Origin of the sequence: Saccharomonospora cyanea NA-134 (assembly GCF_000244975.1) — a bacterium.
Classification (GTDB): Bacteria; Actinomycetota; Actinomycetes; order Mycobacteriales; family Pseudonocardiaceae; genus Saccharomonospora; species Saccharomonospora cyanea.
Genome location: NZ_CM001440.1, coordinates 3,744,872 through 3,758,880 on the forward strand (window position 1 = coordinate 3,744,872; position 14,009 = coordinate 3,758,880).

General features: G+C 68.1%; 14 protein-coding genes. 3 read left to right on the forward strand and 11 right to left on the reverse strand.

Annotation, left to right across the window (positions count from 1 at the left end):
• Positions 1-9: 9 nt before the first annotated feature.
• The 4 genes from SACCYDRAFT_RS26665 to SACCYDRAFT_RS17385 all read right to left on the reverse strand — a co-directional run bounded on the left by SACCYDRAFT_RS26665 (position 10) and on the right by SACCYDRAFT_RS17385 (position 4,228).
• Positions 10-1,083, reverse strand: a complete 1,074-nt coding sequence (locus SACCYDRAFT_RS26665; RefSeq protein ID WP_005458158.1) for a hypothetical protein — start codon at positions 1,081-1,083, stop codon at positions 10-12.
• Positions 1,080-2,129 carry a glycoside hydrolase family 18 protein gene (locus tag SACCYDRAFT_RS17375; protein ID WP_005458159.1) on the reverse strand — a complete coding sequence of 350 codons (1,050 nt, stop codon included), beginning with the start codon at positions 2,127-2,129 and terminating at the stop codon, positions 1,080-1,082. Before SACCYDRAFT_RS17375 ends, SACCYDRAFT_RS26665 begins: the two co-directional genes overlap by 4 nt.
• Positions 2,130-2,480: 351 nt before the next feature.
• Positions 2,481-2,960, reverse strand: a complete 480-nt coding sequence (locus tag SACCYDRAFT_RS17380; protein WP_005458161.1) for a DUF4383 domain-containing protein — start codon at positions 2,958-2,960, stop codon at positions 2,481-2,483.
• Positions 2,961-3,100: 140 nt separating this feature from the next.
• Positions 3,101-4,228 (reverse strand): glutathione-independent formaldehyde dehydrogenase, encoded by a 1,128-nt coding sequence (locus tag SACCYDRAFT_RS17385; RefSeq protein WP_005458163.1) that lies wholly within the window; start codon positions 4,226-4,228, stop codon positions 3,101-3,103.
• A gap of 236 nt (positions 4,229-4,464) precedes the next feature.
• On the opposite strand from SACCYDRAFT_RS17385, the gene SACCYDRAFT_RS17390 reads away from it, so the two are divergent.
• The gene (locus SACCYDRAFT_RS17390) at positions 4,465-5,580 is read left to right on the forward strand and encodes a WD40/YVTN/BNR-like repeat-containing protein (protein WP_005458165.1); all 1,116 of its coding nucleotides are present in this window, start codon (positions 4,465-4,467) and stop codon (positions 5,578-5,580) included.
• Positions 5,577-5,873: a MoaD/ThiS family protein gene (locus tag SACCYDRAFT_RS17395; protein ID WP_005458166.1), complete on the forward strand. Its 297-nt coding sequence runs from the start codon at positions 5,577-5,579 to the stop codon at positions 5,871-5,873. The genes SACCYDRAFT_RS17390 and SACCYDRAFT_RS17395 overlap by 4 nt, the downstream gene beginning before the upstream one ends.
• 9 nt (positions 5,874-5,882) lie before the next feature.
• Here SACCYDRAFT_RS17395 and SACCYDRAFT_RS17400 read toward each other — a convergent pair whose 3' ends face one another.
• Together SACCYDRAFT_RS17400 and SACCYDRAFT_RS17405 are read right to left on the reverse strand one after the other, a co-directional pair.
• A complete protein-coding gene (locus SACCYDRAFT_RS17400) occupies positions 5,883-7,157 on the reverse strand; it encodes a cytochrome P450 (RefSeq protein WP_198284938.1) in 1,275 nt (424 codons plus the stop codon).
• A gap of 96 nt (positions 7,158-7,253) precedes the next feature.
• The gene (locus SACCYDRAFT_RS17405; protein WP_005458169.1) at positions 7,254-7,712 is read right to left on the reverse strand and encodes a DUF2000 domain-containing protein; all 459 of its coding nucleotides are present in this window, start codon (positions 7,710-7,712) and stop codon (positions 7,254-7,256) included.
• Here SACCYDRAFT_RS17405 and SACCYDRAFT_RS17410 point away from each other — a divergent pair.
• Positions 7,711-8,526 (forward strand): helix-turn-helix transcriptional regulator, encoded by an 816-nt coding sequence (locus SACCYDRAFT_RS17410; protein ID WP_005458171.1) that lies wholly within the window; start codon positions 7,711-7,713, stop codon positions 8,524-8,526. The two genes, SACCYDRAFT_RS17405 and SACCYDRAFT_RS17410, sit on opposite strands and share 2 nt — an antisense overlap.
• A gap of 7 nt (positions 8,527-8,533) precedes the next feature.
• On the opposite strand, the gene thiI is transcribed toward SACCYDRAFT_RS17410, so the two are convergent.
• The 5 genes from thiI to ahcY all read right to left on the reverse strand — a co-directional run bounded on the left by thiI (position 8,534) and on the right by ahcY (position 13,985).
• Positions 8,534-9,715, reverse strand: coding sequence for a tRNA uracil 4-sulfurtransferase ThiI (gene thiI, locus SACCYDRAFT_RS17415; RefSeq protein ID WP_005458173.1), 1,182 nt, complete (start codon positions 9,713-9,715; stop codon positions 8,534-8,536).
• Between the two features lie 77 nt (positions 9,716-9,792).
• A complete protein-coding gene (locus SACCYDRAFT_RS17420) occupies positions 9,793-10,815 on the reverse strand; it encodes a hypothetical protein (RefSeq protein ID WP_005458176.1) in 1,023 nt (340 codons plus the stop codon).
• Between the two features lie 97 nt (positions 10,816-10,912).
• A complete protein-coding gene (locus tag SACCYDRAFT_RS17425; RefSeq protein WP_005458178.1) occupies positions 10,913-11,416 on the reverse strand; it encodes an anthrone oxygenase family protein in 504 nt (167 codons plus the stop codon).
• Between the two features lie 87 nt (positions 11,417-11,503).
• Complete coding sequence (locus SACCYDRAFT_RS17430; protein ID WP_005458179.1) at positions 11,504-12,415, reverse strand: methylenetetrahydrofolate reductase; 912 nt, start codon at positions 12,413-12,415, stop codon at positions 11,504-11,506.
• Between the two features lie 76 nt (positions 12,416-12,491).
• Positions 12,492-13,985 (reverse strand): adenosylhomocysteinase, encoded by a 1,494-nt coding sequence (gene ahcY, locus SACCYDRAFT_RS17435; protein WP_005458181.1) that lies wholly within the window; start codon positions 13,983-13,985, stop codon positions 12,492-12,494.
• Between the last annotated feature and the right edge of the window lie 24 nt (positions 13,986-14,009).

A 14,009-nucleotide genomic window follows, 5' to 3' on the forward strand; every position in this document is an offset into this window, starting at 1 on the left:
GAGCACTCCTTACAACTCGAACACGTGCGGCCGGGTGGTCGGCCGATCGCCGACGGACGAGAACCACTCTTCCGCGGAGAAGCTGAACACCGAAGGCTTCACCGACTCGGTGCCTTCGGTGCCTTCGGTATCTTCAGCACCCCCTGTCCCCCCAGCTTCCTCAGCTTCCTCAGCTTCCTCAGCGCCTTCGGAGCCTTCGGAGCCTTCGGCGTTCTCGGTACCCTCGGTGCCCGCGACGTCTTCGGGTTCCTCGGCGCCTTCGGAGTCGTACGGGGTCGCACCGTCCGTTCCGTCCTCGCCCCCCTCCACACCACCGGGGTACTCAGGACTTCCGAAGTCTTCGGCGTCCTCGGTGCTTCCAGTGTCTTCGGTGTCCTCGGTGTCCTCGGTGTCCTCGACGTTGTCCGCACCGGAGTGCTGATCGTGCTCCCGGTCGGACTCCCCACCGTCGGCGCCTTCGTCACTGCCGGTGCCCTCCTCGGTTTCCTCCCCCGTGTCCTCCTCGGTTTCCCCCTGCTCGTCCTCCGGCTCCGCCTCTGCGGTCGGCTCCTCGTCGGAGTCGGCGGTCTCGTCCGGCTCGGCGTCCTCGAGAACGGCCTCGTCCACCTCGGGCTCACCATCGGGGTCCTCGGTGAACGGCGAGGTCACCCGGACCTGGCCGAGGTACGACGACTGGGGCCGCGGCGTCAGCTCGTCCCCCACAGGTTCCGCTTCCTCGAACTCGTCCCCGACCAGGTTTCGCGTCGGAGCCTCGGCTCCGTTCCGGGTAGCGTCCTCGGTCGCGTTCTCCGCCGGACTCGCCTCGGGTTCGGTGGGTGCCACGCGGTCTCCACCGGCGCGTGAGGTCATCGTGTCGCCGAGGGGGTCAGGGGACATCGCCTGCCGGATCGGTAGCGCGAACGACGCGGTCGCGGACGGGCTGTCGGCGAAGAGCACGCCGCAGGCGGCCAGGGCCATGACACTGCTGCCCGCGGTCACCCCGGCCGTCATCCGCAACCACATCCGCCGGCGTCCACGGGTGTCCAGGAAGATGGGCTGGTCCGGGGCGACCGAGTGGTCCTCGGCCCCTCTGGGCTGGGTCACGGTTGGTTCCCTCCTGCTTGCTGGTGAGTCGATCGCGGCTCCTGCGCCAGCGACCGGGTGAAGGCGTGTGGACGTTGCCGAAGGCCGCTGCACCGGCTGGACGCGGTGCTGAGTCCGGGACAGTCGCCGTTGTCACGGTTGAGCGACCAGAAGCCGAGGAACCCCACGGAACGGTCGGTGGCGAACTCACGCAACGCTCGCGCGTTCGCGACCGTCGTGACGGGTCCGGTGTCGTTGCGCCCGGCCATGTACGTGATGCCGAGACGCGCGTACGCGTCGGCCCGGTCGTCGTGTCCCCAGAGCCGCTGGATCTGGTCGGTGACCCGCTCGGCCGAGGTGGTCAGGGTGGTGAGCCAGTCACCGCGTGCGGGCAGGTTCATCACCATCGCGTTCACCGTCACGTCCAGCCCCCGCTCCCGCAGTGCCCGCAGCAGGGCTAGTCCCGAGGGGGTGAGGCCCGTCGCCGCGTCCTCGACCGGGACGGTGACGACGAGCGCGACGGCGTGCCGTTGCCGCACGAGTGCGAGCGCCTCCGCGACCCGAACGACCGGTACGTCCTGTTCGACATCGACGTCGAGGGTGTCGGCCCCCAGTTTCGTCAGAGCGGTGCCGTAGGCGGTGGCGAGCTGTTCGGGCGTGGCGCACTCGTTCTCGAGGTAGTGCCCGCGGGCGCCTCCCGAAGCGACCGTCACCGCACCACCTCTGTCGCGCAGCCGATCCACCTCCGCGGTGATGGCGGGGTCGGCCACCGGGCGTCGACCGTTCCACGCGGGCGCGCAACGTCCGTCCTCCGCGAGGAGGAACGACAGCACGAACCGGTCGACCCCCGTGGAGACGGCGATGTCCGTCAGCGGTGGAAGGTCTTTTCCAACGTAGACGTACGGGGCGGCGGGAACCCGTCGGGCGACCGGCTCGGCCGAGCACGCTCCCAGGAGCAGCAGGGCGAGCACGACACAGCCCGTCCGGGCCAGGTCGCGACCGTTTCCCGTGGGGCCTGCAGTCGAAGCGGTGTCGGCGGCGGGCGTCCGGAGAACCCCGAAAGACACGTCTGCCCTTCCTCCCTGGCGGTCGTCGACATCGCTCGTCACCGTGCCGGCACGCTCCGCAGCCACCCTGGCGCACGTGTCGTCCGTGCTCGGTCCAAAACGACAGAGCAGTGACCAACAGTCCGGGATGGACGTATCTGAGTAAGCGTGAGGCGCGAGCCGATACGACGCCCACGCCTGGGGCACATCGAAATCTACGGCTGCGCAAGAGGAAGAGTTGACGCCCTGTCCGAGCGAAAAGCCCGATTGCTATGTCTATTGTGGACATTCAGGGCGAGTGTTCCGGACACGACGAAACCACCCTGGTCCGCCGGACAGGGTGGTTCGTCCGTTGCCGAACGCGCGAAAGCGTCAGCGCGACGTTTCGGCCTGTTGGCGACCTCCCGCTCCCAGCAGCAAGCCCAGCCCGATCATGCCGATCGCCAGACCCAGGTGAAGCCAGTCGTCAGCGGTGTTGAGAGGCACGAAGTTCGCGGCGGACTCGTTGCCGACGATCAAGCCGTAGATCCACAACGCGAGGTAGATCAGGCCACCGCCGATGAGGAACGCGCGAGCAGCGCTCGCCGTACGCATCATGGCGAGCCCGGCGATACCGAACAGCAGGTGCACGATGTTGTGCAGGATCGACACCTGGAACACGCCGAACAGCATGGCTTCGGATTCGTGCCCGGCGAACTGCATTTCGCCGTAGTTGGTCGTGACACCGGGAATGAATCCCAGGATTCCGACCAGCAAGAACACCGCGCCGACCACACCCGCGGCCGTCTGCAGCGCCGGACGCGAACGCATGCCCGCCGTGGCACGCCAGGGCTGCGCGGACGAGTAACTCATCGTTCCCTCCCTCCTCGGGTAGTGGGGAATTCCCCCCTACGTGCGTTTCACACCTGATCGGCGTAATCCACCTGGACGAACCACGCCCGGTTCCACCCGGACGTGGTCCGCGCTCGGAGAAGGTCCTCCGTGAGGGTGACTCAGGGCTTGAGCACCACCTTCGTGTAGCCCTCCTCGCGCCGGTCGAACCGGGCATAGGCATCGGCGGCCTCGTCGAGGGGGCGGCGCTGCGAGACCACGAAGCTCGGTTCCGCCCGTCCCGCGATGATGAGGTCACGGAGCTGCCGGTTGTACGCCTTGACGTTCGCCTGACCGGTGCCCATCCTCAGCCCCTTCTCGAAGAAGCGACCGATGTTGATGAGCAGCCTTCCGTTGCGGGCGTCCTCCGTCGGGCCTCCGGGGTCCTTCGGCAGGTAGAGCCCCACGACACCCAGCGAACCCGTCGGCCGCACCGTCTCGATGAGGTCGTTCAACACCACGGCGGGCTGCTCCTCACCCTCGGGCACCGTGGCCTGGTAGCCCACCGCGTCGAGACCGCGGTCGACCCCACCGTCCGTCTGGTCCACGATCTGTTCGGGTGCGCTGCCCTTGGTGAAGTCGATCGGGATCGCGCCGATCTCCTCGGCGACCCGCAGCCGGTTGGCCACCCGGTCGACCACGAACACCTTCGAGGCACCCCGGAGGATCGAGGAGTACGCGGCCATGAGCCCGACCGGCCCCGCCCCGTACACGGCGACGGTGTCGCCCGGGGAGACCCCGGCCATCTCCGTCGAGTGATAGCCGGTGGGGAAGATGTCGGCCAGCATGGCGAAGTCGTCCTCGTGCTCTTCACCGCGTGGCAGTTGCAGGCAGTTGAAGTCCGCGAACGGCACCCTCAGGTACTCGGCCTGGCCGCCCTTGTACGGGCCCATGCCGACATAGCCGTACGCACTTCCCGCGAACCCCGGGTTCGCGGTCAGGCAGAACCCCGTCTTGCCCGCGAGGCAGTTACGGCAGAAACCACACGCGATGTTGAACGGCAGGACGACGCGGTCGCCCTTCTTCACACTCGCGACGCCGGAGCCGACCTCCTCGACCACGCCCATGTTCTCGTGACCGAACACGATGCCGGGCTCGGCCACCGTGCGGCCTTCGTACATGTGGAGGTCGGACCCGCAGATCGCCGTCGTGGTGACCCGTATGATCACGTCGGTCGGCTGCTCGATCCTGGGGTCCTCCACCTGCTCGACCTGGATTTCGTTGGGACCCCGGTACACCACGGCCTTCATGTCGTCCTCCCTGGTCAGACACGTCCCGTCGAGTTCCGGCTACCCGGGTGGGGATGGCCCATGCAGGGGTAGTCGAGGCAGAAGGTCCCTTTTTGTCGGAGTCGGCTGGTAGACGTCGAAGTGGCTCGAAATCGAACACACGAACGATGCATTATCCGAAGTAACGACTTGTTATTTGAAAGTGACTTCCGTTACATTCATGACGTCACCGCTGTGACCTCGAAGGAGAGATCAAGATGAGCCGAGTCCGGGTACTCGTGGGGACACGCAAGGGCGCGTTCGTGCTGACCGCCGACGGCCGACGCGACGAGTGGGAGGTCGACGGTCCCTTCTTCGGGGGCTGGGAGATCTACCACGTCGCCGCTTCTCCCGCCGACCCCGACCGGCTGTACGCGTCACAGTCGGGTGGCTGGTTCGGCCAGCAGGTGCAACGCTCCGACGACGGAGGGAAGACCTGGCAACCCGTGGGCAACGAGTTCGCCTACGTCGGTGAGCCGGGCACCCACCAGTGGTACGACGGCAGTCAGCGGCCGTGGGAGTTCACACGCGTCTGGCACCTCGAACCCTCCCCCACGGACCCGGATCGGGTCTACGCGGGCGTGGAGGACGCCGCCCTCTTCCGCAGCGACGACGGTGGCGGCACGTGGCAGGAGCTGCCGGGGCTCCGGACGCACGAGTCCGGCCCGTCGTGGCAACCCGGCGCGGGAGGCATGTGCCTGCACACCATCCTGCTCGATCCACGCGACGAGCAGCGCCTCCGCGTGGCCATCTCGGCGGCCGGGGTGTTCGCCAGCGACGACGGCGGCGTGAATTGGACGCCTGCCAACAAGGGCTTGGTCAGCGAGGGCATCCCCGACCCCGACGCCGAGGTCGGGCACTGCGTGCACAATCTCGCCCGCCATCCCGACCGGCCCGACACGCTGTACATGCAGAAGCACTGGCACGTGATGCGTTCCGACGACGACGGCCGGAGCTGGTACAAGATCTCAGGCGACCTGCCCACCGACTTCGGCTTCCCGATCGACGTCCACGCCCACGACCCCGACACGGTGTACGTCGTCCCCATCACCAGCGACTCCCTGCACGTCCCGCTCGACGGCCGGTTGCGCGTGTACCGCAGCCGCAGCGGCGGACACGAATGGGAACCGCTCACAGGCGGACTGCCCCAGGAACACTGCTATGTCAACGTGCTGCGGGACGCCATGGCCGTCGACTCCCTCGACGAGTGCGGCGTCTACTTCGGCACCACCGGCGGGCAGGTGTACGCGTCCGCCGACGCCGGGGACAACTGGACGCCGATCGTTCGCGACCTTCCGCCCGTGCTCTCCGTGGAGGTGCAGACACTGCCATGATCCGTGTGACTCTTCCTCCGCATCTGCGCACCCTGGCCCGCGTCGACGGGGAGGTGGTGCTCGACGTCACCGGGGCGGTGACGCTGGGCGCTGTGCTCGATGCCCTCGAATCCGACTACCCGGTGCTGCGCGGCGCGATCCGCGACCACAACACCAAGCGGCGACGGGCCTTCGTGCGGTTCTTCGCATGTGAGGAGGACCTGTCGCACCAGCCGCCCGACACCCCGCTGCCCACCGCCGTGGTCAGCGGGACCGAGCCGCTGCTCGTGGTCGGAGCGATGGCGGGCGGCTGAACCGCGCGGTCAGTCGACGAGGACGGGGAGCTTCTCCACGCCGTAGACGATCGACGTCTTGCGGAACTCCAGCTCCTCGGCGGGAACGGCCAGCCGCATCTTCGGGAACCGTCGCACAAGGGCCGGGTAGGCCGCGCGCAGCTCCATACGGGCCAACTCGGCCCCGACACAACGGTGCACGCCGTAACCGAACGCGAGGTGGGACGACGCGGGCCTGGTGCCGTCGAAGATCTCGAGGCTCTCCCCCAGCTTCTCGTCACGGTTGGCACCGCTCAGCGACACCACCACCATGTCGCCCTTCCCGATGTTCTTGCCGCCGATCTCGATGTCCTCCCGCGCGAAGCGGGGGAACGCCACCTGCACCACGGTGAGGTACCGCAGGAGTTCCTCGACGAAGCCGTGCACCACCTCGTCGTCGTCGTGGACGCGCTTGAAGGAGTCCTGGTCGCGCAGCAGCACGAGAGCCCCGAGCGAGAGCATGCTCGCCGTCGTCTCGAAGCCACCCGTCAGCACCCCGTCGGCCAACCCGGCGAGCTCACGGTCCTCGACCTCGTCGCCGTGCTCCTTGATGATCATGCCGAGGAGTCCGTCACCGGGGTTCTCGCGCTCCTTGCGCACCACCCCCAGCAGGTACTCCAGTGACTCGGAGATCGCACCGAGCGAGGCTCCCGCGCCACCGAAGAGGTCGAACCTCTGCACCGCGAGGTGCTGGAACTCGTCGCGGTCCTCGTACGGAACGCCGAGAAGCTCACAGATCACCAGCGACGGAATCGGCAGCGCGAACTCCTCCACGAGGTCGACCGGACCGTCGGCCCTGGCCATGGCGTCGAGGCGCTCGTTCACGATCCGCTCGATACCGGGCTTCAGGCGGGACAGGCGGCGCATCGTGAACTCGGGCGTCAACAGCCGCCGCAGGCGCGTGTGCACGGGCGGGTCCGCGAAACCGAGGCCGCCGGGATTGTCGTCGGCCTGAACGCTGGTCTTGCCGACGAGGTTGGTGAAGTCGTTGCTGAAGGTCTTGGCGTCACCGAGTACGGCCTTGGCCTCGTCGTAACCCGACACCAACCACAGGTTGAGACCGAACGGCACGGGCAACTTGCTGACCGGTTCCTCGGCCCGCTTCCGCCTCAGTTCCGCCACCGGGTCCAGACCGTCGCGACGCAGTGGCATCAACACGCCGTCCGGCAACAAGGCCATCTTCGAAAGGTCGAGGCCTTTTTTCTGTACACGCGCGAAGTAGCGACGCGTGAACCACGACACCACTCGCGACCGGAGATTCCCCACGGCTGCACACAGTATCAACCGGGTGAATCCCGCAGGTGGTGACCGGTGAAAACACCTCGGTCACCGCACCTGAGTGGCACTCCCGGCAAGGCCTCGTCAGGGATGCAACCGCGCTCCCCTGACCACTTTGTCCACGGAATTGCGCGGACCGAACACGAGCAGTCCCACCAGGTCCAGATCGTTTCCTCGCACGGCCCTCACAGCCGCGCGGTTGGCCTCGTCGTTGCCGGTGGCGAACAACTCCGACGTGAACACGGCCGGGCGCAGTCCCCGCTCCAACGCCCGTGTGCGGGCACTGGTGAGTACCTCCTTCTCCGCTTCGAAGACCAGGACGGGATGGCCGAGCATCGGAAGGTACCCAGTGCCGTCGGCGTCCTGATAGGGCTTGCCGACCAGCGTCGGCTCGGTGGCGGCGAGCCCGCTCACCAGGAAGGAACACACGTTCAACCGTTGCCAGGTCTGCAGGTCGGTACGCAGCACGACCGCGATCTTGGTGGAAGTCACGAACACACCGTCGCAGGGAACCGCCGCCTGGGTCTTGTACGTTCGTCGCATGGTCGGCCCCTTCCGGCACACCGCGCGCGTCGCCGCATGGGCACCCTCGGTGGAGGGCATCCGCGAGGTCTTCCACGCCCACTTCACCGACCACGCCTACCCGCTCCACACCCACGAGACCTGGGCGCTGTTGATCGTCGACCACGGCGCCGTGCGGTACATCCTTCACCGGCACGACCACGGTGCTCTGCGCTCGGTCGTCACGGTGCTGCCGCCACACGTGGCTCACGACGGGAGCGCCGCGACATCACACGGGTTCCGGAAGCGGGTGGTGTACCTGGATTCCGCGGTGTTCGGCATGGACGCCGAACGGCTCATAGGCCCAGCGGTCGACCGTCCCTCCGTACGGGACGTGTGGTTGTGCAGGCGACTCCATCACCTGCACACCACCGTCGCGATGAAAGGCGAGGGCCTCGCCGTGGAGAGCGAACTCGCACTCGTCGTCGACCGGCTCCGAAAACACCTACGCCACGCCACAGCGCCTCCGCGCCGGCACGACGGCAAACTCGCCCGCGTTCTCCGGGAACTGCTCGACGCCCGTGTGGTCCCGGGTGTGACGCTGGAGGAGTCCGCACGACAGCCGCACACCCACCGAGCACACCTGGTACGGACCTTCGGCCGCGAGTACGGGGCGCCTCCGCACCGTTGTCTCACCCAGCGCCGCATCGAGCTCGCTCGCCGCCACATCCTCGCAGGAAGCACCTGCGCCGAGGCGGCGGCATCGGCCGGGTTCTACGACCAGGCGCATCTGACCCGGCACTTCACCCGCCTGCTCGGTGTCACACCCTCCGCTTACGCCCGGGGACGGCGCTGAACGACGTTCACGCCGCGCCGGGGACGTGAACCTGCACGTCCGCGAGCAGCTTGGGCACCAGCTCGTCCAGCTCCATCCGGCGCTCGACGTTCACCAGCTGCGACGGGGTGGTTCTCGTGGCGACACGGGGAGGCGTCAACAGGCTGCAACAGTCCTCGTCGGGCAGCTTCGAGATGTCGGCCGTGCCGATGCGGCGTGCCTCGGCGATGATCTCCTCCTTGTCCCAGGCCAGGAGCGGGCGCAGCAGCGGCAGTTCCGCCGCCTGCTCGACCGTCGCCATGTTGGCGAGCGTCTGGCTCGCCACCTGACCGAGACTGTCGCCCGTGACCAGCGCCTGCGCACCGAGTTCGGCGGCAAGCGCGTCGGCGGTGCGCACCATCAACCTGCGCTGCGCGACGATCTGGAGGTTTCCCGCGCCCGCCGTCGCCAGCGCACGCTGCGCGTTGCCGATGGGGATCACGTGCAGCCGGGAGCCGCCCTGGAACCGGTCGAGCTGACGCACCAACGCGTACGCCTTGTACGTCGACGACGGCCCCGTCAACGGAGCTCCCGTGAAATGGACGAAGTCACATCGAAGGCCGCGTCGCATGGCACGGTAGGCGGCCACCGGCGAGTCGTACCCGCCCGAGAGCATGACGAGCGCCCGCCCGCTGGCACCGACCGGCAGGCCGCCCTGGCCGCGCTGCTTGTCCAGGGAGACGAACACCTCGCGCTGGTCCACCTCGATGGTGATCTCGACCTCGGGGTTGCTGAGGTCGACGGGCCAGCCCCACTCCTCGACGACGCGGCTGCCCACGTGGGCGGCCACCTGCTCCGAACCCATCGGGAACGTCTTGTCCCTGCGGTGGGCGCGGACCGCGAACCGCCGCCGCTCGGCCGTCTCGGGGCTGCCGAACCGCTCGGTGAGCGCCTGCGACACCGCCGCCACCGCGTCGTCCACGGTGCGGCTCGTGCGCAGTGCGGGTTGCACGACGCTGACGCCGATCACCCTGTGCGCACACTCGAGCAGCTCCGGCACCGGCGCTCCGGAGAGCACCACCACTCCCGGTCGCTGGGAGATCCGGACGGGAACGGACGCGCCCTCCACCGCATGCCGAAGGGACTCGCGCAGGTACTCCTCGAACCTGCCGCGATTGCGGCCCTTGAGCATCAGTTCGCCGTACTTCAACAGCACGCACGGCCGAGCCATCCGCTCACCTCCTCGCCTTCACCCGGAGCCTTCATCCGGCGTCTTCATCCGGACCATCATGACGACGATACCGGCCCTCACCTCGCGCTCGACACGGTCGGTCCCGCAATGCGCCGAGCAGGCAGTTCGGCCCTCGCCGCCCGCGTGTGCGGGGGCACCGGTCGCGGACCGGAACCGTTACCCGCCGCGGCCACCGACAGCACGGCAGGCAACCTGGGCAGCCCGGGCCCGGTGGGTGCTGCGGGCTTCGTCGCCTCGACCGGCGTCGGCTCCGGCGACTCGGCCGCGGCCTTCGGACCGGTGCGGTCGGCCGCGACCTCGTCGGGCAGCGGCTCCAACAGCGGCAACGCACCGGCAAGCGCGTCGCGGGCCGCGCGCAGCTCCGAGGCCGCCTTGCGGCGCGCCGCCTCCAGAGTGCGCACGCGCGCGGTGGCGTCGGCCACGATGCGCTCGGCTCGCACGGTGGCTTCCGACAGGATCCGCTCGGCCTCGGCCTTCGCGGCCTCCTCGCGTCGCGCGAGCGCCCGGTTCAGCTCGTCCCTGCGCACGGCGAGATTCTTCGCGAAGTCCCGCTCGAGTTCCTGCCTGCGGCGCGTGGCGCGCTCGTCGGCCTCCCTGCGCTCGCGTTCGGCCCGCTCCGCCTCGGCGGCGGCATCGGCCTTGACGCGACGCACGAGTTCCCGGTGCTGCGACTCCAGCTCGGCCCGACGCTCCTCCAGCTCGGCCTCGCGCTTGTCGAGCTCGGCTCGTCGGCGGTCGGCTTCGGCCCGAGCCCCGGTGAGGATGTCCTGCGCCTCCCGCTGCGCGAGGTCCACCATGTGCCACAACCGCTCGGAAAGACCGTCGATCTCCACCGGAGTCCGGCACACGCGGTCGAGACGCTGCCGCAATTTCTCGTTTTCCTGGCGCAACGCGGCCAGTTCCGCCGACTGGGAGCGAACGTATTCGGCCGCGGCGTCCCGGTCGGCGGTCACCGCGTGAAGGGCGTCCAGCAGTTCTCGCACGTGCTTTCTGACTTCGTCACGATCGAAGCCCCGCCACGTCACGCGGAATTCACCTGGCTGTTGCGGCCGACCGTTGCGGTCCCGTGCACTCGTCATACCCACCTCGCCCGGCATCAGTGCGAATCGCCAACCATAGACGCATTGCCACTTCCCAGACTAGTAAGGGTTTCTGAGACGCCGCCGTGGCCCTCGGCTACGCGACGAGAGCCGAGACGGCGGACACAGTGAACACAATGGACGCCGCCGCGGAGGTGGCCGTACGCACGTGGTTCCAGCGCGTCCACTCCTTCAGATAACGCGCCCACAATCGCGTCGCCTCCGGCCCGTCCGGAACATTGTCGAGCGCCCAATTCCTGGGCAGGTGGGCGATCCTGGTGATTCCCACGGTTCCGGCGACGTAGAGCACGCAGCCCACCGCGAGCGAACCCACGGAATCGCCGTCACCGACCAGCGAAAGCACGAGCGGTGAGGGCGCGAGCACAGCCGTTCCCCCGAACACCGACAGGAACGCGGGCTTCAACGCGGCCGTGTTGATCGCCCGCATCGCGGCGATCCCCGTGTCGGCGGGCAGGGTCGACAGTGCCCGCATCACGAAGGACGAGAACGCGAACAGCACGCCCGCGACCACACCGCTACCCAGAGCGGCACCCACGGTGAGCAGAAACGGAAGATCGTGTGTCAGAAACGAGGTGTCCACACCAGCAGTCAACCGGTGTGTGCGGTGTGGCGACCATGGTCCAGCCACCACACCGCATACGCGAGCGTCGCGCAGCCGCCGCCCGGTTCACCACCGGGCGGCGGCTGCGGGCTCCGCCCGCGGTGATCGCAGACCGAGCCGGTCCACCAGCTCCCTGGTGGCCTTCGACCGGTTGAAGGTGTAGAAGTGCAGCTCCGGGACTCCCTCGGCGAGGAGCCGTTCGCACAGCTCCGTGATGGTGTCGAGCCCCTCGGCCCGGAACGCCTTCGGGTCGCCGGTCAGCGGTTCGAGGCGCTCGGACAGCCACCGGGGTGGCGTCGCACCGGACAGTTCGATGGTCTTGTGCCAGGTCCGGGGAGTGGTGAGCGGCATGATGCCGGGCAGCATCAGCGCGTCACTGCCCGCCGCGGCCACCCGATCGCGCAACCTCAGGAAGTCCTCGGCCTCGAAGAACAACTGCGCGATCGCGAAGTCGGCTCCCGCGTTCAGTTTCCGCACGAGGTACCTGGTGTCCGTTTCCAGATCGGCGGAGCGCGGGTGGCCGTACGGGAACGCCGAAACACCCACGCAGAAGTCGCCCAGCTCACGGACGAGACGCACGAGCTCCTCGGCGTAGGACAGGCCCTGCGGGTGCGCCACCCACTCCCCCATCGGGTCACCCGGCGGGTCACCGCGCAGCGCGAGGATGTTGCGCACACCCACCGCGGCGAAGTGCCCGATGACGTGGCGCAGTTCCGACACGGAGTGGTTGACGGCCGTCAGATGCGCCATGGGCACCAGCGTGGTGTCGGTGGCGACGCGGGCGATGTTGCGGATGGTCCCCTCGCGGCTGGACCCGCCCGCTCCGTAGGTGATGGACATGTACGCGGGGTCAAGCGGCTCCAGCTCGCGGATCGACCGCCACAGGACGGCCTCGTCCGCCTCGTCGCGGGGTGGGAAGAACTCCACCGAGAAAGTCGGGCACCGCGCGCTCGCCAGCCGGTCGACAACCCTCCGCACGATCAACTCCCTTCGGGCGCCGCGGAAGCGTCGGCGATCCGTTCGGATCGCCGACGACTTCCACGAGCGAGCACCGTCAGTAACGGTAGTGGTCGGGCTTGTAGGGCCCTTCCACGTCGACGCCGATGTAGGCGGCCTGCTCCTTGGTGAGCTTGGTGAGCTTGACGCCGAGGGCGTCGAGGTGCAGGCGTGCCACCTTCTCGTCGAGCTTCTTCGGCAGGACGTAGACCTGCTTGTCGTACTCGCCGGGCTTGGTGAACAGCTCGATCTGCGCCATCACCTGGTTGGTGAAGCTGTTCGACATCACGAAGCTCGGGTGCCCCGTGGCGTTGCCCAGGTTGAGCAGCCTGCCCTTGCTCAGCAGGATGATCGAGTGGCCGTCGGGGAAGACGTACTCGTCGACCTGCGGCTTGATCTCGACGTGCTTGATGCCGGGGGTCTTCTCCAGGCCCGCGACGTCGATCTCGTTGTCGAAGTGGCCGATGTTGCCGACGATCGCCTGGTGCTTCATCCGAGACATGTGCTCGGCGGTGATGATGTTGAAGTTACCGGTGGTGGTGACGAAGATGTCGGCGGTCTCGACGACGTCGTCCAGCACCGTCACCTGGTATCCGTCCATCGCCGCCTGCAACGCGCAGATGGGGTCGATCTCCGTGACGATCACGCGGGCGCCCTGGCCACGCAGCGACTCGGCGCAGCCCTTGCCGACGTCGCCGTAGCCGCAGACCACGGCGACCTTGCCGCCGATCAACGTGTCGGTGGCACGGTTGATTCCGTCGATCAGCGAGTGGCGGCAGCCGTACTTGTTGTCGAACTTCGACTTCGTCACCGAGTCGTTGACGTTGATGGCCGGGAAGAGCAGGTCCCCACCACGAGCGAACTCGTACAGGCGGTGCACGCCCGTGGTGGTCTCCTCGGTGACCCCCCTGATGTTCTTCGCGATGCGGGTGAACCGGCCCGCGTCCTCGGCGAGGCTCTTCCGCAGGGTGTCCAGCACCACCTTGTACTCCTCGGAGTCGTCCTCCGACGGCTCCGGCACGACACCCGCGGCCTCGAACTCCACACCCTTGTGCACGAGCAGGGTGGCGTCACCGCCGTCGTCGAGGATCATGTTCGGACCTGCTGGCAGGGTCCGACCGTCAGGCCCTGTCGGGCCGTCCTCGCCGAAACGGAACAGCTGGTCGGTGCACCACCAGTAGTCCTCGAGGGTCTCGCCCTTCCAGGCGAAGACCGACACGCCTTCGGGCTTCTCCGGCGTACCGTTCGGGCCGACCACGATCGCCGCTGCGGCCTCGTCCTGGGTGGAGAAGATGTTGCACGACACCCAGCGCACCTCGGCGCCGAGTTCCACGAGGGTTTCGATGAGCACGGCGGTCTGCACGGTCATGTGCAGCGAACCCGCGATCTTCGCGCCCTTCAGTGGCTTGGAGTCCGCGTACTCCCTGCGAGTCGCCATCAGGCCGGGCATCTCGTGCTCCGCCAGCCGGATCTGGTGCCTACCCGCCTCGGCCAACGACAGATCGGCGACGGCGAACTCGAGGCCGTTCACCTTCTGCAACTTCGCGCTCATGATGTCCTTTCTTCTCGTGGGAGT